General features: G+C 69.5%; 15 protein-coding genes and 1 riboswitch. Of the genes, 14 read left to right on the top strand and 1 reads right to left on the bottom strand.

Annotation, left to right across the window (positions count from 1 at the left end; all coding sequences use genetic code 11):
* Window positions 1-43 precede the first annotated feature (43 nt).
* From shc to TN53_RS01185, 8 genes are read left to right on the top strand one after another with little or no spacing between them, the layout of a single operon-like run.
* The gene (gene shc / locus TN53_RS01150) at window positions 44-2,035 is read left to right on the top strand and encodes a squalene--hopene cyclase (RefSeq protein WP_046256355.1); all 1,992 of its coding nucleotides are present in this window, start codon (window positions 44-46) and stop codon (window positions 2,033-2,035) included.
* Window position 2,036: 1 nt separating this feature from the next.
* A complete protein-coding gene (locus tag TN53_RS01155) occupies window positions 2,037-2,678 on the top strand; it encodes a 1-hydroxy-2-methyl-2-butenyl 4-diphosphate reductase (protein ID WP_046256356.1) in 642 nt (213 codons plus the stop codon).
* A 5-nt stretch (window positions 2,679-2,683) separates the two neighbouring features.
* A complete protein-coding gene (gene hpnH, locus TN53_RS01160) occupies window positions 2,684-3,706 on the top strand; it encodes an adenosyl-hopene transferase HpnH (protein WP_046256357.1) in 1,023 nt (340 codons plus the stop codon).
* A gap of 4 nt (window positions 3,707-3,710) precedes the next feature.
* Window positions 3,711-4,868 carry a flavodoxin-dependent (E)-4-hydroxy-3-methylbut-2-enyl-diphosphate synthase gene (gene ispG / locus TN53_RS01165; RefSeq protein ID WP_046256358.1) on the top strand — a complete coding sequence of 386 codons (1,158 nt, stop codon included), beginning with the start codon at window positions 3,711-3,713 and terminating at the stop codon, window positions 4,866-4,868.
* Window positions 4,869-4,895: 27 nt separating this feature from the next.
* The gene (gene dxs / locus TN53_RS01170; protein WP_046256359.1) at window positions 4,896-6,854 is read left to right on the top strand and encodes a 1-deoxy-D-xylulose-5-phosphate synthase; all 1,959 of its coding nucleotides are present in this window, start codon (window positions 4,896-4,898) and stop codon (window positions 6,852-6,854) included.
* A complete protein-coding gene (locus TN53_RS01175; RefSeq protein ID WP_046256360.1) occupies window positions 6,851-8,236 on the top strand; it encodes an aspartate aminotransferase family protein in 1,386 nt (461 codons plus the stop codon). Before dxs ends, TN53_RS01175 begins: the two co-directional genes overlap by 4 nt.
* 56 nt (window positions 8,237-8,292) lie before the next feature.
* Window positions 8,293-8,913: a helix-turn-helix domain-containing protein gene (locus tag TN53_RS01180; protein ID WP_420719068.1), complete on the top strand. Its 621-nt coding sequence runs from the start codon at window positions 8,293-8,295 to the stop codon at window positions 8,911-8,913.
* On the top strand, window positions 8,910-9,032 hold the full coding sequence (locus tag TN53_RS01185) for a DUF6126 family protein (protein WP_046256361.1): 123 nt from the start codon (window positions 8,910-8,912) through the stop codon (window positions 9,030-9,032). Before TN53_RS01180 ends, TN53_RS01185 begins: the two co-directional genes overlap by 4 nt.
* Window positions 9,033-9,044: 12 nt before the next feature.
* On the opposite strand, the gene TN53_RS01190 is transcribed toward TN53_RS01185, so the two are convergent.
* Window positions 9,045-9,842: a tyrosine-protein phosphatase gene (locus TN53_RS01190; protein ID WP_046256362.1), complete on the bottom strand. Its 798-nt coding sequence runs from the start codon at window positions 9,840-9,842 to the stop codon at window positions 9,045-9,047.
* Window positions 9,843-10,012: 170 nt separating this feature from the next.
* On the opposite strand from TN53_RS01190, the gene TN53_RS01195 reads away from it, so the two are divergent.
* The 6 genes from TN53_RS01195 (at window position 10,013) to TN53_RS01220 (ending at window position 20,078) form a co-directional block, all read left to right on the top strand.
* Entirely contained in the window at window positions 10,013-12,097 is a 2,085-nt protein-coding gene (locus TN53_RS01195; protein WP_046256363.1) for an alpha-galactosidase, read from the top strand.
* A gap of 316 nt (window positions 12,098-12,413) precedes the next feature.
* A riboswitch (cyclic di-AMP (ydaO/yuaA leader) is annotated at window positions 12,414-12,571 on the top strand.
* Window positions 12,572-12,575: 4 nt separating this feature from the next.
* A complete protein-coding gene (locus tag TN53_RS01200) occupies window positions 12,576-13,523 on the top strand; it encodes a M23 family metallopeptidase (protein ID WP_046256364.1) in 948 nt (315 codons plus the stop codon).
* A 199-nt stretch (window positions 13,524-13,722) separates the two neighbouring features.
* The gene (locus tag TN53_RS01205) at window positions 13,723-16,446 is read left to right on the top strand and encodes a hypothetical protein (RefSeq protein WP_046256365.1); all 2,724 of its coding nucleotides are present in this window, start codon (window positions 13,723-13,725) and stop codon (window positions 16,444-16,446) included.
* A complete protein-coding gene (locus TN53_RS01210) occupies window positions 16,443-17,474 on the top strand; it encodes a GDSL-type esterase/lipase family protein (protein ID WP_095046224.1) in 1,032 nt (343 codons plus the stop codon). The genes TN53_RS01205 and TN53_RS01210 overlap by 4 nt, the downstream gene beginning before the upstream one ends.
* Window positions 17,474-19,372 carry a hypothetical protein gene (locus TN53_RS01215; protein ID WP_046256366.1) on the top strand — a complete coding sequence of 633 codons (1,899 nt, stop codon included), beginning with the start codon at window positions 17,474-17,476 and terminating at the stop codon, window positions 19,370-19,372. The genes TN53_RS01210 and TN53_RS01215 overlap by 1 nt, the downstream gene beginning before the upstream one ends.
* Entirely contained in the window at window positions 19,356-20,078 is a 723-nt protein-coding gene (locus TN53_RS01220; protein ID WP_046256367.1) for a DUF6250 domain-containing protein, read from the top strand. Before TN53_RS01215 ends, TN53_RS01220 begins: the two co-directional genes overlap by 17 nt.
* Window positions 20,079-20,218: the final 140 nt, after the last annotated feature.

Below are 20,218 nucleotides of genomic sequence, written 5' to 3' on the forward strand. Positions count from 1 at the left end.
CCCACAGCAGAGCACCACATGCACACTGCACGAAGGGGAAGCCATGACAGCGACGACCGACGGAAGCACCGGGGCCCTGCCGCCCCGGGCTGCCGCGGCCAGCGAAACCGACATCGAGACCCCCGCGGCGGCCGGGGTACAAGAAGCCGCCGTACGCGCCGTGCAACGCGCCACGGAGTACCTGCTCGCACGCCAGGACTCGCAGGGCTGGTGGAAGGGCGACCTGGAGACCAACGTCACCATGGACGCCGAGGACCTGCTGCTCCGTCAGTTCCTGGGTATCCGCGACGAGTCCACCACCCATGCGGCCGGCCTGTTCATCCGCGGCGAGCAGCGCGAGGACGGCACCTGGGCCTCCTTCTACGGCGGACCCGGCGAACTCTCCACCACCATCGAGGCGTACGTCGCCCTCCGGCTGGCCGGTGACGCACCCGACGAGCCGCACATGGCGAGGGCGTCGCAGTGGATCCGGGCCCGGGGCGGCATCGCCTCCGCCCGCGTCTTCACCCGGATCTGGCTCGCCCTGTTCGGCTGGTGGAAGTGGGAGGACCTGCCCGAACTCCCGCCCGAGCTCATCTACTTCCCGAAGTGGATGCCGCTCAACATCTACGACTTCGGCTGCTGGGCCCGGCAGACCATCGTCCCGCTGACGATCGTCTCGGCGAAGCGGCCGGTACGGCCCGCCCCCTTCGCGCTCGACGAACTGCACACCGACCCGGCCGACCCCAACCCGGCCAACCCTCTTGCCCCGGCGGCGAGTTGGGACGGCGCCTTCCAACGTCTGGACAAGGCGCTGCACCAGCTGCGCAAGGTCGTGCCGCGCCGGCTGCGCAAGGCGGCCATGAGCACCGCCGCCCGCTGGATCATCGAGCGGCAGGAGAACGACGGCTGCTGGGGCGGCATCCAGCCGCCGGCCGTGTACTCGGTCATCGCCCTCCATCTGGTCGGCTACGACCTCGAACACCCGGTCATGCGGGCGGGGTTGGAGTCCCTGGACCGTTTCGCCATCTGGCGTGAGGACGGGTCCCGGATGATCGAGGCCTGCCAGTCACCGGTGTGGGACACCTGCCTCGCCACCATCGCGCTCGCCGACGCCGGAGTGCCCGCCGACCATCCGCAGCTCGTCAAGGCCGCGGACTGGATGCTCGGCGAGGAGATCGTCCGGCCGGGGGACTGGGCCGTCAAGCGGCCCCAACTGCCGCCGGGCGGCTGGGCGTTCGAGTTCCACAACGACAACTACCCCGACATCGACGACACCGCGGAGGTCGTCCTCGCCCTGCGCCGCGTCAGGCACCACGATCCGGACCGGGTGGAGAACGCGATCGGGCGCGGGGTGCGCTGGAACCTCGGCATGCAGTCGAAGAACGGTGCCTGGGGCGCCTTCGACGTCGACAACACCAGCCCGTTCCCCAACCGGCTGCCGTTCTGCGACTTCGGTGAGGTCATCGACCCGCCGTCCGCCGATGTCACCGCCCATGTGGTGGAGATGCTGGCCGTCGAGGGACTCGCGCACGATCCGCGCACCCGGCGCGGCATCGAGTGGCTGCTCGCCGAACAGGAGCAGGACGGCTCGTGGTTCGGGCGCTGGGGCGTCAACTACGTCTACGGCACCGGGTCGGTGGTGCCCGCGCTCGCCGCCGCCGGCATCCCCGCCGCGCACCCGGCGATCCGGCGGGCAGTGGGCTGGCTGGAGTCCGTCCAGAACGACGACGGCGGCTGGGGCGAGGACTTGCGCTCCTACAAGGAGGCCAAGGCGTGGAGCGGCCGTGGGGCCTCGACCGCCTCGCAGACGGCCTGGGCGCTGATGGCCCTGCTGGCCGCCGGCGAGAAGGACTCCAAGGCGGTCGAGCGGGGCATCGCCTGGCTCGCGGCCACCCAGCGGGAGGACGGCTCCTGGGACGAGCCCTACTTCACCGGCACCGGCTTCCCGTGGGACTTCTCCATCAACTACCACCTCTACCGGCAGGTCTTCCCGCTCACGGCACTCGGCCGGTACGTCCACGGAGAGCCGTTCGCCCAGGCGGGGGAGGCGTGAGATGAGCACCCGGCCGGCCTCCGCCCCGCTGCTGATCGCCTGCGCGCTCGGCATCGAGCACCTCGCCCTGCGCAGCGGCGACCGCGCCGGCGCCGACGGGCCGGTCACCGTGCTCCGCACCGGCATGGGCCCCAGGGCGGCCGAGCGGGCCGTCACCCGCGCCCTCACCGATCCCGCTCTCGCCGACACCGCGGTACTGGCCACCGGCTTCTGTGCGGGGCTCGCCCCCGGCATGCACCCCGGCGATCTCGTCGTCGCCGAGGAGACCCGGGATCCGGACGGAACCGTTCCCTGCGTCGGGACCGACCTACTCGTCAAGGAGCTCCTGCGGGCGGTCCCCGGACGCACCGTCCACACCGGACCGCTCACCGGCTCCGATCACGTCGTACGCGGTCACGAACGGTCGGACCTGTTCGCGACCGGCGCGATCGCGGTCGACATGGAGTCCGCGGCCACGCTCCACAGCGCTGTGCGGACCGGAGTACGCCCCGTTGCGGCCGTCCGGGTGGTCGTGGACGCTCCAGAACATGAACTCGTCCGGATCGGCACGGTGCGCGGTGGAATATCAGCCTTCCGCGTCCTTCGTTCCGTCCTTCCCGCTTTCTATGAATGGCACCGTTCCTTGCTGCTCCCCAGGAGGTGAGCCAGATGGCCATGCCGCTGCGTCAGTCCATCAAGGTCGCTACATACTTGGCCGAACAGAAGCTCCGCAGGCGGGACAAGTTCCCGCTGATCGTGGAGCTGGAACCCCTCTTCGCGTGCAACCTCGCGTGCGAGGGCTGCGGCAAGATCCAGCACCCGGCGGGTGTGCTGAAGCAGCGTATGCCGGTGGCGCAGGCCGTCGGGGCGGTCCTTGAGTCCGGTGCGCCGATGGTGTCCATCGCCGGCGGTGAGCCGCTGATGCACCCTCAGATCGACGAGATCGTGCGGCAGTTGGTGGCGAAGAAGAAGTACGTCTTCCTCTGCACCAACGCCATGCTGCTGCGCAAGAAGATGGACAAGTTCACGCCCTCGCCCTACTTCGCCTTCGCCGTGCACATCGACGGGCTGCGTGAGCGGCACGACGAGTCGGTGGCGAAGGAAGGTGTGTTCGACGAGGCGGTGGAGGCGATCAAGGAGGCCAAGAAGCGCGGCTTCCGGGTCACCACCAACTCGACCTTCTTCAACACGGACACCCCGCAGACCGTCATCGAGGTGCTCAACTACCTCAACGACGACCTGCACGTCGACGAGATGATGATCTCGCCCGCCTACGCCTACGAGAAGGCGCCCGACCAGGAGCACTTCCTGGGCGTGGAGCAGACCCGCGAGCTCTTCAAGAAGGCCTTCGCGGGCGGCAACCGCAAGAAGTGGAGGCTCAATCACTCCCCGCTCTTCCTGGACTTCCTGGAGGGCAAGGTCGACTTCCCGTGCACGGCGTGGGCCATCCCCAACTACTCCCTCTTCGGCTGGCAGCGCCCCTGCTACCTGATGAGCGACGGGTACGTCCCGACGTACCGCGAACTCATCGAGGAGACCGACTGGGACAAGTACGGTCGCGGCAAGGACCCGCGCTGCGCCAACTGCATGGCGCACTGCGGCTACGAGCCCACCGCCGTCCTCGCCACCATGGGTTCGCTGAAGGAGTCGCTGCGCGCGATGCGCGAGACGGTCTCCGGAAACCGGGAGTGAGGACATGACCGCCGTCTCCTTGGGCGTTCCCGAGGTACCGGTCCGGCCGATCGCCGAGCGGCGCGTGTCGCGGCAGATCCAGGTCGGGCCGGTGGCGGTCGGGGGCGGGGCGCCGGTGTCGGTGCAGTCGATGACGACGACCCGTACGTCCGACATCGGCGCCACCCTGCAGCAGATCGCGGAACTCACCGCGTCCGGCTGCCAGATCGTCCGCGTCGCCTGCCCCACGCAGGACGACGCGGACGCCCTCGCGACCATCGCCCGCAAGTCGCAGATCCCGGTGATCGCGGACATCCACTTCCAGCCCAAGTACGTGTTCGCGGCGATCGAGGCCGGCTGTGCGGCCGTACGCGTCAACCCCGGCAACATCAAGCAGTTCGACGACAAGGTCAGGGAGATCGCGCGGGCCGCCACGGACCATGGCACGCCGATCCGGATCGGCGTCAACGCCGGGTCGCTGGACCGCAGGCTGCTGCAGAAGTACGGGAGGGCGACACCGGAGGCGCTCGTCGAATCGGCGCTGTGGGAAGCGTCGTTGTTCGAGGAGCACGGCTTCCGGGACATCAAGATCTCGGTCAAGCACAACGACCCCGTGGTCATGGTCAACGCCTACCGGCTGCTCGCCGAGCAGTGCGACTACCCGTTGCATCTGGGGGTCACGGAAGCCGGTCCCGCCTTTCAGGGCACGATCAAGTCGGCGGTGGCCTTCGGGGCGCTCCTCAGCAGGGGCATCGGCGACACGATCCGGGTCTCGCTGTCCGCGCCGCCCGCCGAGGAGGTCAAGGTCGGCATCCAGATCCTGGAGTCGCTGAACCTCAGGCAGCGACGCCTGGAGATCGTGTCGTGTCCGTCCTGCGGGCGCGCCCAGGTCGACGTCTACAAGCTGGCCGACGAGGTCACGGCGGGCCTTACGGGCATGGAAGTGCCCCTGCGGGTCGCGGTGATGGGATGTGTGGTCAACGGTCCCGGCGAGGCGCGGGAGGCCGACCTCGGGGTCGCCTCCGGCAACGGCAAGGGACAGATCTTCGTCAAGGGCGAGGTCATCAAGACCGTCCCCGAGTCGAAGATCGTGGAGACCCTCATCGAGGAGGCGATGAAGATCGCCGAACAGATGGAGCAGGACGGCGTCGCGTCGGGGGAGCCGGCCGTCACCGTGAGTTGAACAGGCACGGACCGAAGGGGGCCCGACGTGACGATTCTGGAGAACATCCGGGGACCACGTGACCTGAAGGCGCTGTCCGAGGTGGAACTCGGTGAACTGTCCGAAGAGATAAGGGAGTTCCTGGTCCATGCCGTGGCCAGGACCGGCGGACACCTCGGGCCCAATCTGGGGGTGGTGGAACTCTCCATCGCGCTCCACCGGGTCTTCGAGTCGCCTGTCGACCGCATTGTGTGGGACACCGGTCATCAGAGCTATGTACACAAGCTTTTGACGGGACGTCAGGACTTCTCCAAGCTGCGCGGCAAGGGCGGTCTGTCCGGCTACCCCTCGCGTGAGGAGTCCGAGCACGACATCGTGGAGAACAGCCATGCCTCCACCGCGCTCGGCTGGGCAGACGGGCTGGCCAAGGCCCGCCAGGTCCAGGGCGACAAGGGGCATGTGGTCGCGGTCATCGGCGACGGCGCGCTCACCGGCGGCATGGCCTGGGAGGCGCTGAACAACATCGCGGCCGCCAAGGACCGGCCGCTGATCATCGTCGTCAACGACAACGAGCGCTCGTACTCGCCGACCATCGGAGGCCTCGCCAACCACCTGGCGACCCTGCGGACCACCGACGGCTACGAGAAGGTCCTGGCCTGGGGGAAGGACGTACTGCTGCGGACGCCGGTCGTGGGCAGCACGATCTACGAGTCGCTGCACGGTGCGAAGAAGGGCTTCAAGGACGCGTTCGCTCCGCAGGGCATGTTCGAGGACCTCGGGCTGAAGTACGTCGGCCCGATCGACGGGCATGACATCGGGGCCGTGGAGTCGGCGCTGCGGCGCGCGAAACGGTTCCACGGGCCGGTCCTCGTCCACTGTCTGACGGAGAAGGGTCGCGGTTACGAGCCCGCTCTCGCCCACGAGGAGGACCACTTCCACACCGTCGGTGTGATGGACCCGCTCACCTGCGAGCCGCTCGCGCCCTCCAACGGGCCTTCCTGGACCTCGGTGTTCGGGGACGAGATCGTCGCGATCGGGGAAGAGCGCGAGGACGTCGTGGCGATCACGGCGGCCATGCTGCACCCGGTGGGGCTCGGCAAGTTCGCCGCGCGGTTCCCGGACCGGGTGTGGGACGTCGGCATCGCCGAACAGCATGCGGCGGTGTCCGCGGCCGGGCTCGCGACCGGCGGGCTGCATCCCGTGGTCGCCGTCTACGCGACCTTCCTCAACCGTGCCTTCGACCAGCTCCTGATGGACGTCGCGCTGCACCGCTGCGGAGTGACGTTCGTGCTGGACCGGGCCGGTGTCACGGGTGTGGACGGGGCCTCGCACAACGGCATGTGGGACATGTCGATCCTCCAGGTCGTACCCGGCGTGCGGATCGCCGCGCCCCGCGACGCGGAGCAGCTGCGCTCACAGCTCAGGGAGGCCGTGGCAGTGGACGACGCGCCGACGCTCGTCCGCTTCCCCAAGGAGTCGGTGGGCCCGGAGATCCCCGCGGTGGACCGCGTGGGCGGCATGGACGTACTGCACCGCGGGGAGCGGCCCGAGGTGCTGCTGGTGGCCGTCGGTGTGATGGCGCCGGTCTGTCTCCAGGCCGCCGAACTGCTTGAGGCCCGCGGTATCGACTGCACGGTCGTGGACCCTCGTTGGATCAAGCCCGTGGACCCGGCGCTGCCCGGCCTCGCCGCCGAGCACCGGTTGATCGCCGTCGTCGAGGACAACAGCCGTGCCGCCGGTGTCGGTTCCGCGGTGGCCCTCGCGCTGGGCGACGCCGAAGTCGACGTACCGGTGCGGAGGTTCGGGATTCCGGAGCAGTTCCTCGCCCACGCCAAGCGCGCTGAGGTGCTCGCCGACATCGGGCTCACCCCGGTGGAGGTCGCCGGGCGGATCAGCGCGAGCCTGGCGGTCAAGGAGGCCGAGGAGACGTTGGCCGCCAAGGAGGCCGAGGCAACGTCGGCCGTCGGCGAGCAGACCGGCGGCCCTGTCAGGGAGAAGGCCGAATGACCACGGAGTTCGACCTCGGCAGACTCCTTGCCGAGCGCGGGGCCGAGCGCTACGAGCTGCACACGAAGTACCTGAACCACCAGCTCCCGCGCATGCTGCACACCATCGGCTTCGACAAGGTCTACGAGCGGGCCGAGGGAGCGTACTTCTGGGACGCGGACGGCAACGACTACCTGGACATGCTCGCCGGGTTCGGGGTGATGGGCCTGGGCCGTCATCACCCCGTCGTCCGCAAGGCGCTGCACGACGTCCTCGACGCCGAGCTCGCCGATCTCACCCGCTTCGACTGCCAGCCGCTGCCCGGGCTGCTGGCCGAGAAGCTCCTCGCGCACAGCCCGCACCTGGACCGGGTGTTCTTCGGGAACAGCGGTACGGAAGCGGTGGAGACCGCGCTGAAGTTCGCCCGGCGGGCCACCGGCAAGCCGCGGATCCTGTACTGCGACCACGCCTTCCACGGACTCACCACGGGCTCGCTGTCGGTCAACGGCGAGGACGGCTTCCGTGACGGCTTCGCCCCGCTGCTGCCCGACACGGCCGTACCCCTCGGCGATCTCGACGCCCTGGCAAGGGAGTTGAGGAAGGGCGACGTCGCCGCCCTGATCGTCGAGCCCATCCAGGGCAAGGGCGTCCACGAGCCCCCGCCCGGCTATCTGCGCGCCGCCCAGGAAATGCTGCACCGGCACAAGGCGCTGCTCATCGCCGACGAGGTGCAGACAGGCCTCGGGCGGACCGGCGACTTCTACGCCTACCAGCACGAGGACGGCGTCGAGCCGGACCTCGTCTGCGTGGCCAAGGCGCTCTCCGGCGGCTATGTGCCGGTCGGCGCCACCCTCGGCAAGGACTGGATCTTCAAGAAGGTCTTCTCGTCGATCGACCGCGTCCTGGTCCACTCGGCGAGCTTCGGGTCCAACGCGCAGGCCATGGCGGCCGGGCTCGCCGTGCTGTCCGTCATGGAGAACGAGCAGATCACCGCGAACGCCCGCGCCACCGGCGAACTGCTCAGGAACCGGCTCGCGGCACTGGTCGACAAGTACGAGCTGCTCGCCGACGTCCGCGGCCGGGGTCTGATGGTCGGCATCGAGTTCGGCCGGCCCAAGTCCCTCGGTCTGCGCAGCCGTTGGACCATGCTGCAGGCCGCCCGCAAGGGACTGTTCGCGCAGATGGTCGTCGTACCGCTGCTCCAGCGCCACCGGATCCTCACCCAGGTCTCCGGCGACCACCTGGAGGTCATCAAGCTGATCCCGCCGCTGACCGTCGGGGAGCGGGAGGTGGACCGGTTCGTCGACGCCTTCACGGACATCATGGACGACGCGCACGGCGGGGGCGGACTGATGTGGGACTTCGGGAAGACGCTGGTCAAGCAGGCGGTGGCCAACCGGTAGCGGTGCGGTTTGCCTCTGAGGCAAGAAAATTGCCCTGGAGGCAAACCTCCGGCTGAATGGAGGGCATGAGCTCTCCGGAACCCGAGCCGGCCGACGCCCTGCCCGTCGTCGCGCCGCAGCTCCGCGCGCTGCGGCACCGCGCCTCCCTCACCCTGGAGGCCGCGGCCCGTGCCGCCGGGCTGTCGCCCGCCCATCTCTCCCGGCTGGAGACCGGGCAGCGCCAGCCCTCGCTGCCGATGCTGCTCGCGCTCGCCCGGATCTACGGTACGACCGTCTCGGAGCTGCTCGGCGAGACGGTCACCGAACGGGACGCCGTGGTGCGCGCCACCGACATGGAACCGACGGCCGCGGGCGGCTGGACCTACTGGCAGGCCGGTGCGCCCGGACGCGGTATGCAGGCGCTGCGCGTGCACGTGCCCCACGGCTCGCAGGGCGACATCGTGCGGGTCCACCCCGGCGAGGAGTGGCTGTACGTCCTCAGAGGACGGCTGCGGCTGCGCCTCGGGGACACCACCCACCTGCTCGCCCCGGGCGACAGCGCGCACTTCGACTCGCTGACCCCGCACCGCATCGCGGCCCAGGACCCCGACGGGGTCGAGCTGCTCTTCGTCCACACCCTGCTGCAGAGCCCCACGGCCACGCTGTGCCTGGGCCCCACCCCTGGAGAGACGCCATGAAGGACATGGAGGAGAGGTTCCCGCGCGGCATCTGGGTGCGGCTGATCATCTACATCGCGGTGGGGCACCTCTTCGCGGCCTTCATCTACCTGCTGTTCGAGCTCGGGGCCAAGCAGTAGACCCGGCGGCCCTCAGTCGAGGAGCCGCTCGCGCAGCCGGTCCCGGAGCTGCGGGGTCAGGCCGAGCCCCTGCTCCAGGTAGGTGTCGACGCTGCCCCAGGTCTCCTCGATCGTCTCGAACGCGGCCTGAAGATACTCGGCGCGCGCGTCGAAGAGGGGGCCGAGCAGCTCCATGACCTCGGGGGAGTAGGCGGCGGTGGACTTGCTGCTGCGGTGCACCTTGTAGCGGCGGTGCTTGGCGTTCGACTCCAGGTAGTCCGCGACGATCGCCTCCCGCTCCACGCCGAGGGCGAGCAGCGTCACGGCGATGGACAGGCCTGCCCGGTCCTTGCCCGCCGCGCAGTGCATCAGAGCGGGGACGCTCTCCTCGGCGAGGGAGTGCAGGACGCGGGAGTGCTCGGCGGTGCGCTCCTTCACGATCTTGCGGTACGAGGCGATCATCCGGTTCGCCGCCTTGTCGTCGCCGAGGATCTCGCGCAGCTGCTCGATCTCGCCGTCCCGGACCATCTTCCAGAACTCCGAGCCGTCCGCCGGGTCGCTCAGCGGGAGGTTCACATTGCGCACGCCCGGCAGCTCGACGTCGGGGCCCTCCAGCTTCTGGTCCGACGCGTTGCGGAAGTCGAAGATCGTGTGCAGCCCCAGGGAGGAGAGGAACGCGGCGTCCTCGTCGGTCGCGTGCGCCAGGTGACCGCTGCGGAACAGCACTCCGTAGCGCACCCGCCGTCCGTCCACCGTCGGCAGACCGCCGACATCCCGGAAGTTGCGCACTCCGGTCAGCTCGGGCTCGGTCGACGGGATCTGCTGCGTCACGGGGGCTCCTCCCAGCCGGTCCCGCCGCCACGGCTCGTCAGCGGGCACCTCCTCGACGATACGACATCGGTTCCTGGGGCAATCAGTTGTCCACAGGCGTTGCACCCAGGGCTCGCGGCCATTGATGATGTTGGCACTTGAGTGCACCTGTTTGTATCTGTGAGGATTTGATGCTGGAGATCTCCGAAACCGGCCGTACCTGGCTTCTCTCCGGGCCTGCCAGCAGTTATGCCGTCCACCTCACCGGGGACGACGTCCTGTTGCACCTCCACTGGGGCTCGAGAATCGAGCTCGCCGACGCCGAGGAACTCGCCGCCCGCCCCCTGCCCGCCGAACGCGGCTTCGAGTCCCCGCTCGACGGTCGCGAGGAGTACCCCGTCGAGGGCGGCCCCCGCTTCGTGCGGCCCGCCCTGTCGGTACGGACCGACGAGCGGCGCGGCACCGAGTGGGGCTTCGAGTCCTACGAGAGCACCGGCGACACCGAGAGCGACGAGCTGCGGCTCCGCTTCCGTGACGGCGGACTGGCGATCACGCTGCACTACCGGATGCGCGGCGATGTGATGGAGCGCTGGGTGACCCTGGACAACCAGGGGCCCCAGGCCGTGGAGCTCCTGCGCGCCGACTCCGCCACCTGGACCCTGCCCGACCGCGAGGACTGGCGGCTGTCCCACCTGCACGGCCGCTGGGCCGCCGAGTCCCGGCTCACCAGCGCGCCGCTCACGTACGGCGAGAAGGTCATCGGCAGTCGCCGCGGGCACACCGGGCACCAGTACCTGCCGTGGGTGGCACTGGACACGGACGCCACCGAGGAACGCGGCGAGGTCTACGGCTGCGCCCTCGGCTGGTCGGGCTCCTGGCGCATCGCCGTGGCCCAACTCTCCGACGCGCGCGTGCAGATCACCGGCGGCGTCGGACACGACGAATCCGGCCTGCTGCGGCTGGCGGCGGGGGAGTCCTTCACGACGCCCGTCTTCGCCGGCCTGTGGAGCGACGGCGGCTTCGGCGGGGCGAGCCGGGCCTGGCACGCGTACCAGCGGGCGTACGTCATCCCGGACGCCGACCGGGACCGGCCCGTGCTGTTCAACTCCTGGGAGGCCACCGAGTTCGACATCTCCGAGGAGCAGCAGGGCATCCTCGCCCGGCGGGCCGCGGCGATCGGCGTCGAGCTGTTCGTGGTCGACGACGGCTGGTTCGGCACCCGCACCAGCGACCGTGCCGGCCTCGGCGACTGGACGCCCAACCGCGACCGTTTCCCGGGTGGCCTGAAGCCCCTCGCCGACTACGTGCACGGACTCGGCATGCAGTTCGGCATCTGGGTCGAGCCCGAGATGGTCAATCCGGACAGCGAGCTGTACCGGGCGCACCCGGACTGGGTTCAGTACCAAGCGGGACGAAAGCGGACGGAATTCCGCAACCAGCTCGTACTCAACCTCGCACGTGAGGACGTCCAGGAGTACCTCTGGCGCCACCTCGACGCACTGCTGACCAGCGCCCCGATCGACTATGTGAAGTGGGATTTCAACCGCAGTTTCACCGACGCCGGCTGGCCCGGCGAGCCCTACCCGCAGCGTCTCTGGACCGACCATGTGCACGCCTACTACGCCTTGTTGGACCGGCTGCGGGCCGTCCATCCGGGGGTCGCGTTCGAGTCCTGCTCGGGCGGAGGCGGCCGTATCGACCTCGGGGTCATGGTTCGCACGGACCAGGTGTGGACCTCCGACAACACCGACCCGCTCGACCGGCTCGCCATCCAGCACGGCTTCGGCCAGATCCACCCCGCGCGCGTGATGGCCGCCTGGGTGACCGACAGCCCGAACGCCATGCTCAACGGCCGGGTCAGCTCGCTGCGCTTCCGGTTCGTCAGCGCCATGGCCGGGGTGCTCGGCGTCGGCGGAGACCTCGCGCAGTGGAGTGAGGAGGAGCTCGCCGAGGCCCGTGAGTGGGTGGATCTCTACAAGGAGATCCGGCCCGTGGTGCAGCGCGGTGACCTCCACCGGCTGCGACCGCCGCGGGGCGGCCTCAGTGCCGTCCAGTACGTCCTCGGGGACGAGACCGTCGTGCTCGCCTGGCTCCAGGCGCAGAGCTACGGCGAGCCCGTGCCGGCGCTGCGGCTGCGCGGACTCGACCCGACAGCGTCGTATGAATGCCTCGAAACGGGCGAAGTTCACAGGGGTGCCGTATTGCTGCATCACGGACTACGCGTCGGATTGCGCGGCGACCTGGATGCGGCAGTTCTCCGGCTGCGTCGCATCTGAGCTGTCTGTCCGAATTGGTGCCTTCCTCATCCTTCATTCCAACTCGCTCTGGAATAGGGGAAGCTGTGAATGTGCCACGTGAGGAGGGTCATATCCGTGACCGTGCGTCGCCCGTCATGTCCACGTAATTCCCGTTCTTTTCCAGGGGTTTTGCATGGCGGGAGGTGTGCGCAATTCACGCAGGGTGACCGGTAATTCTCACAGCGGATCACAAGGAACGCATTCACGTGGAACCTCTCACTTGTCCCTTTGCGTCTTGCTCGCTTACGTTCGCCATCAATCCGGACGGACGCCCAATCCTGCCGCCGCCCGGGGACCGCACAACTCACCCGTGAACGGCAGGAGCGGGGGACCCACAGGTACAACTGCCTGTTCCGGTCTCCGGAACGGCTAGGGGTTAAGTCGCACTTCGGTGCGGCCGGGCATCTCCAGCCCGAACCCGACAGCTCACCTCGCAGGCGCCGGAGAGGAATTCGCCATGCCCGCGAAGGGTAAGCACCGCCGTCCCAAGGCCCAGCGCCTCACCCGCTCGATCGCCGTCGCCGGCACCGGTGGCGCCGCACTCGCCCTCCCGCTGATGGGTGCCGCAGGCGCCCACGCGGCCACCCCGCAGTCCGTTTCGGAGAAGGCCGTCCAGTCCCTTCCGGTCGCCGAGAAGACGGCCACCGAGAAGAAGACCGCGGAGAAGGGCGCCGCGAACACCGCGTCCGTGCGCACCTATTCGGTGCGGTCCGGTGACTACCTCTCGAAGATCGCCGACGAGCAGAACGTCAGTGGTGGCTGGAAGAAGCTCTACTCGGACAACCGTGAGGCCGTCGGTTCCGACCCGGCGCTGATCCACCCGGGTCTGAAGCTCACCCTCGGCAAGAAGGCCGCGGCGAGCACGGAGAAGTCGGCGAAGACGCAGAAGTCGGCGGAGGCGCAGAAGTCCTCTTCGCCCGAATCCTCCGCATCCTCCAAGGCTTCCTCGTCGAACACGACGACCGCGACGCAGAGCAGCGAGACGACCGGCACCAGCGGCTTCACCCTCCCGGTGGCGGGCGCCACCGTCGGTACCCCGTATCGGATGTCCGGCAGTATGTGGTCCAGCGGCTACCACACGGGTGTCGACTTCGTCGTCCCGACCGGTACCTCGCTCAAGGCCGTGGGTGCGGGCACGGTCGTCTCCGCCGGCTGGGGCGGCGCGTACGGCAACCAGGTCGTCATCAAGCTCGCCGACGGCTACTACGCCCAGTACGCCCACCTCTCCGCGCTCTCGGTCTCGTCCGGCCAGACCGTCACCGAGGGCCAGCAGGTCGGCCTCTCCGGCGCGACCGGCAATGTGACCGGCCCGCACCTCCACTTCGAGATCCGCACCACGCCGGACTACGGCTCGGACGTGGACCCGCTCGCCTACCTCCGCGCGAAGGGCGTCTCCGTCAGCTGACGCCCTCCCCCTGTGCCACCGAAGGCCGGATCCCGATCCCCGGGTCCGGCCTTCGGTGTTCGCTCTTGCGGGTTCATGATCACTTTGTTGCGTTCTTGTGGCACGGCTGTCCAAAGCGTCGACAGTGAGGGGAGGGTGGGGACAGAGTGATCTCCGTAACGATGCAAGCGCTTTCTATCCGCATCTTCCGGAGGTACCCGTGCCCGGCGTCGACCGACGCACCGTCATCAAGGGCGCCGCAGCCGCGGCCGCCGCGGCCCAGTTCTCCTGGGCCCTGTCCCGCACCGCCGCCGCGGCCGACGCGGACGACACCGAACTCCACTGGCTGGAGGGCGCGACGCCCGACGCCCACGCCGGTACCACCTGGGGCGTGCCGTGGGCCCGCGGGACCTACCGGCCGGAGCAGAATTTCCGGCTGACGACCGCCGCCGGAAACGACGTCCCCGTCCAGAGCTGGGTCACCGGCCACTGGCCCGACGGCTCGGTGAAGTGGACCGCGCACGCGATCGCGCCCGGCGCCCCGAAGGCTTCCGCGTACAAGCTCGCGGCGGGCAGCCCGGCAGCTCCCGAGCAGAAGGTCACCGTCACCCGGTCCGGCGGCCGGGTCGAGGTGTCGACCGGTGTGATCACGGCCGTGTTCGGCGCGAAGGGCTCCGACACCGTCGTCCGCAGCGTGCGGCGCGGGTCGGCCGAGATCGCGCGGGACGGGAAGCTGGTCGCCCTGCGACAGGAGTCCGTGCGAGAGGGCGCGGACGTCGAGAGCTTTGCCGGCCGGGTGGAGAAGGTCGAGGTCGAGCAGGACGGTCCGGTCCGGGCCGTCGTCCGCGTCGAGGGCCGGCACCGCAAGAGCGGCCGTGGCTGGCTGCCGTACACCCTGCGCTTCTCCTTCTTCGCCGGCGCGGGCTCCTTCCGCCTCGTGCACACCTTCGTCTGGGACGGTGAGCACAAGCCCGGCTCCGACCAGGGCGACTTCCTGCGCGGTCTCGGTGTCCGCTTCACCGTGCCGCTGCGCGATCAGCCCTACGACCGGCACATACGGTTCGCCGACTCCGGCGGCGGACTGTTCAGCGAGGCCGTCCAGGGCATCACGGGGCTGCGTCGCGACCCGGGCGCGGCGGTCCGGAACGCCCAGATCGCCGGCGAGAAACTGCCCGACACCGCCACCTGGGACACCCGCGTCTCCAGCCGCCTCGCCTATGTCCCGACCTGGGGCGACTACACACTCACCCAGCCCAACGCCGACGGCTACACCGTCCGCAAGCGCACCAAGGCGGGCTACGGCTGGATCCACGCGGCGGCCGGGCGGCGCGCCGGCGGCTTCGGCTACGTCGGTGGCGCGAGCGGCGGACTCTCCTTCGGCCTCAGGGACTTCTGGCAGCGCCACCCGGCCCAGCTGGACGTCCGGGGCGCCCACACGGACGCCGCCGAGGCCACCGTATGGCTGTACTCGCCCGAGGCGCCCCCGCTCGACCTGCGCTTCTACCACGACGGACTGGGGCAGGACACGTACGAGAAGCAGTCCGACGGCGGTCTGGAGATCACCTACGAGGACTACGAGCCGGGCTTCGGTACGCCGTACGGCATCGCACGGACCAGTGAACTGACCTTCTGGGCAGTGGAGAAGACGCCGTCGGCCGGTGTGCTCGCCGCGCAGGCCGCCGCCACCGCGACGCCACCGCTCCTCACCGCCACACCTCAACGGCTGCACGCGGCCGGGGTGTTCGGCGACTGGGCGCCCGTCGACCGTTCCGACAAGGCCCGGACGGTCGTCGAGGATCGCCTCGACGAGCTGTTCGCCTACTACGTAGGTCAGCGTGAGCAGCACCGCTGGTACGGCTTCCTGGACTACGGCGACGTCCAGCACACCTACGACAACGACCGGCACGTCTGGCGCTACGACATCGGCGGATTCGCCTGGGACAACTCGGAGTTGGGCACCGACCTCTGGCTCTGGTACCACTTCCTGCGCACCGGCTCCGCCGAGGTCTTCCGGTTCGCGGAGGCCATGACCCGGCACACCGGCGAGGTCGATGTCTACCACCTCGGCAAGTGGGCGGGCCTGGGCACCCGGCACGGCGTGCAGCACTGGGCCGACAGCGCCAAGCAGGTCCGAATCTCCACGGCCGCCAACCGCCGCTTCTACTACTTCCTCACCGGTGACGAGCGCACCGGCGACCTGCTGAGCGAACTCGTCGACGTGGAGCTGACGTTCCTGGAGGTCGACCCGCAGCGCAAGGTCCGCGCCGACGGTTACACGCCCGGCGACCGGCATGCGCTGTCGGTCGGCTTCGGCACCGACTGGGGCGGCATCTCGGCGGCCTGGCTCACCGAGTGGGAGCGACAGGGTCCGAACGCCGCGACGGCGAGGGCCAAGCTGGTCAACTCGGTGCGGACGATCGCCGCTCAGCCCAACGGGTTCTTCACCGGGACGGGGCTGCTCGACGCGGACACCGGCAAGTTCGCCATCACCACCAGCACGGCCGTGAGCGTGTCGCATCTGAACGCCGTCTTCGGGCTCGTCGAGACCAACAGCGAGCTCGTGTCGCTGTTCGGGGACGAGGAGCCCGAGTTCCGTGCCGCCTGGCTGAACTACGCGCGGTACTACAACGGCACGGACGCCCAGAAGCGGCAACTCACCGGCTCCACCTGGAAGTCGGCGCTGCCCGCCGCCCACTCCCGGATCACCGCCTACGCCGCGCACCACCAGGACGATGCCACGCTCGCCAAGCGCGCGTGGAACGAGTTCTACACCGGCAGCGACACCTACTTCCCGTCCAACGACTGGAACCCGGTCACCGTCAGGACGCCGGCCGTCCTGCGCACCACCGAGGAGATCCCGTGGATCTCCACCAACTCCTCGGCGCAGTGGGCCCTCGCCGCGATCCAGAACCTCGCCCTGATCGGAGACCGGATCCCGTCATGAGACGTGCCTGCTTGATCGCGGCGGTGGCCGCGGGGCTGGTCATGGGGGCGGTGCAGCCGGTGGCGGCCTCCAGTGATGTCGTACGCCCCGACGACCGGCGTCTGGCCTACGAGGGCCACTGGGGCCGCACCGCCGAGGCGGCGACCACCGTCAACTCCGGGGCGCGGCTGCGCTTCCGCTTCACCGGTGACAGCGTCCACGCCCTCTTCGACGTCTCGTCGGTCACCGTACCCGCGCAGATCTACGTATCGGTCGACAACGGCCCGAAGCAGTTGAACGCCGTCGACCGGAACGACCTGGAGATCCGAGCGGCCGGGCGGGGGCCGCACACCGTCGAGCTGTCCGTGAAGGACGTCTTCTCGCGGGCCCAGCGGTGGACACCGCCGCTGGAGACCGGCGTCGTGCTCACCGGCGTGCGGGGCCGACTGCTGGTCCAAAAGGTCCATCCCACACGCCAGTTGGCGTTCTACGGTGACTCCATCACCCAGGGCGTCATGGCCCTGTGCGACGTGAACACCTCCGACTGCGCCGACGGTACGGCCGCCTATCCCGCGCTGGTCGCCGACGCCCTGCACGCCTCGCTGACCCAGGTCGGCTTCGGGCGCCAGGGCGTGATCCAGACCGGTAACGGGGGAGTGCCGACGGCATCGGACGCCTACGGCTGGAACTACGCGGGGTCCAGGGCGGATTCGGACCGCAAGGCCGACGTGATCGTGGTGAACCAGGGCACCAACGACACCGCGTGGGGCGCGGACGAGTTCCGCGCCGCCTATCGCACCTACCTCGACAAACTGCGGGCCGCGGCACCGCATGCGCGCATCCTCGCCCTGCGGCCCTTCAACGGCGCACACGCCGAGGACATCGCCGCCGTCGTCGACGAACTCGCCGACACCCGGATCGAGTTCGTCGACACGAGCGACTGGCTCTCCCTGACGGACGGCGACTTCAACGGGACCGTCCACCCGAGCTCCCAGGGTCATCGCAAGGTGGCCGACCGACTGATCGCCCTTCTCGCAAAGGAGCGCTAGTGCACCGCCCGCACCGCCGAAGAACCGTCGCCGTCGCCTCGGCGGCCCTGCTGGCCGGATTGCTCTCCGCGCCCGCCGGACACGCCGAAGACGCTCCGCACCGGGTCGTCGAGAACCTCGACCGCGGACTGGTCGCCGTACCCTCCGGTGAGGGCACGTTCCTCAGCTGGCGCCTGCTCGGCACCGAGTACGCGAGCCACGGCAACGCCATCGCCTTCAACGTGTACAAGAACGGGCGGCGGCTGAACCGTACGCCGGTCACCAAGTCCACGTCGTACCAGGACAACACGCCCGGCAAGGGCACCTACACCGTGCGAGCCGTCGTCAACGGGCATGAGCAGAAGCGGAGTTCGGCCGCCCTCGACTTCGCGCGCGGCTACGCCGAGATCCCGCTCGCGACCGCCGACGGCTACACCGTGCAACACGCCTGGCCCGGCGACCTCGACGGCGACGGACGGTACGAGATCGTCGTCAGCCGGCTCTCCGGGACCCGCGACAAGCCCGACCTGCTGGAGGCGTACACGCTGACCGGCGAGCGGCTGTGGCGCGTCGACCAGGGGCCCGGCTCGTACACACAGGTCGGCGGGAACGGCGCCAACGACCCGGCGCCCGCGGCGATCAGCGGCTCCACGGCCATCGGCGGCTACCGCAACGACGACAACGTCACGGTGTTCGATCTGGACAGCGACGGCAAGGCCGAGGTGCTGGTGCACACGGCCGACGGCACCACCTTCGCGGACGGCTCCAGGGTCACCGCGGCCTCGCCCGCCGACCAGTTCGTCTCCGTCATCGACGGCCTGACCGGCACCGAGCGCACCCGCCGGCCCGTCCCCACCGACCTCGTCGCCGACGGACCCTCCGGCGGCCACTTCGGCATCGCCTACCTCGACGGCGAACACCCCAGTCCGGTGACGAAGTTGGTCACCAGGGTCGGCGCCAAGCGCGGCGCCTTCCGGATCCTCTTCCAGACGTGGGACTTCGACGGCACCGACCTGACGCCGCGTTGGAAGTACGTCGTCCCGGCCGCCGCCGGCGCGACCAGCTTCCACCAGATCCGCACCGTCGACGTCGACCTGGACGGCAAGGACGAGATCGCCGACGGCAACTACGTCGTCAACAGCGACGGCACGCTCCGGTACGTCGTCGACGGCGCCGGGCACGGCGACCGCTTCCACATCGCCGACCTCGACCCCGACCGCCCCGGTCTGGAGGGCTTCGCCATCCAGCAGGCCGAGTCGGGCGTGATCCCGAACTTCCCCTGGTACTACTACGACGCCGACACCGGCGAGCGACTGGTCACCGGACAGCACCCGGCGGACTGGGTCAACGACACGGACATCGACGTCGGCCGCGGCAGCACCGGCGACATCGACCCGGACCACCCGGGCTACGAGTACTGGACCTCCACCGCCGACGTCACCGCCCCCGGCGCCGGCGTCCGCAACGTCCAGGACGGGAAGGTCTCCACGACCACGCCCAGCGTCAACTTCCGCATCTGGTGGGACGGCGACAAGGCCTCGGAGAACCTCGACCTCACCTACGTGGAGAAGTGGGACCCGGCGACCGAGACCACCTCGAAGATCTTCGAGCCGTCCGGTGTCGTCTCCGGCGCCCGCAACGCCACCCCGTTCTACGGCGACATCCTGGGCGACTGGCGCGAGGAGATCCTCGCCGAGACCGCCGACCACACCGCGCTGCGGCTCTACACCACCACCGAGCCGACGAGGACACGTATCTACACGCTCGCGCAGAACGCCGAGTACCGCCTCGGCTGGACCGTGCGCGGCTATCTGCAGTCGACGTACACCGACTACCACCTCGGCACCGAGACCCGCCGTGTGCCGAAGCCCTCGATCACCCTCCCGAAAGGAGCCGTCCGAAGTGACGACCACGCGTAGAGCATTCGGAGCCCTGGCGGCCGGTACCGCCCTGGCCGCCCTCGCCCCCGCCGGCATCGCCGACGCCCACTCCTCGCACCGCCGCGGTCGCCTGATCGCCCACGACGACTTCCGCCACGGCCTCGGCCAATGGGCCGTCGAGCTGGAGAAGGGCGGCACCGTCACCGCCTCCCGCGGCACCCTGGACGTCGACGTACCGGCAGGCGCGACGATCTGGTTCAAGAAGCGGCTCGAAGGCCCTTACGTCATCGAGTACACGGCCACGCCCGTGTCCGGGGGCGGCGTCAACGACCGGGTCTCCGACCTCAACAACTTCTGGAACGCGGTCGACGTCCGTTCCCCCGAGGACCTCTTCGCCAGCCAGCGGGGCGGGGCGCTGGCCGAGTACGACTACCTCAGGACGTACTACGTCGGCTACGGCGCCAACACCAACACCACGACCCGACTGCGGCGCTACGTCGGTGAGGCCGGCGTCCGTCCGCTGATCTACGACTACACGGAGCCGCTGCTCGTGGCGAACGAGCCCCACCGGGTCCGGATCGTCTCCGACGGCTCCACCCAGCGGTGGTGGAACAACGGGCGGCTCGTCTTCGACTACACCGACCCCGAGCCGTACACGAGTGGGCACTTCGCCTTCCGGACGACGTGGAGCCACTTCCGTCTGAACGACTTCCGAGTGTGGCGGCTGAGCCCTCAACATCGCTGATCGGAGAGGTATTCCGGGCTTGGCCAACACTTTAGGAGTGGCTTATCTCACCGCACGTCAACCCTTCCTTACGGTCGCGTAGGTCACATTCGAAGGTGAATCATGCCGGGTGTGGCAGACGATTCGAAGAGTGACAGCAG

The organism is Streptomyces sp. WM6386 (assembly GCF_000972385.1).
Lineage (GTDB): Bacteria > Actinomycetota > Actinomycetes > Streptomycetales > Streptomycetaceae > Streptomyces.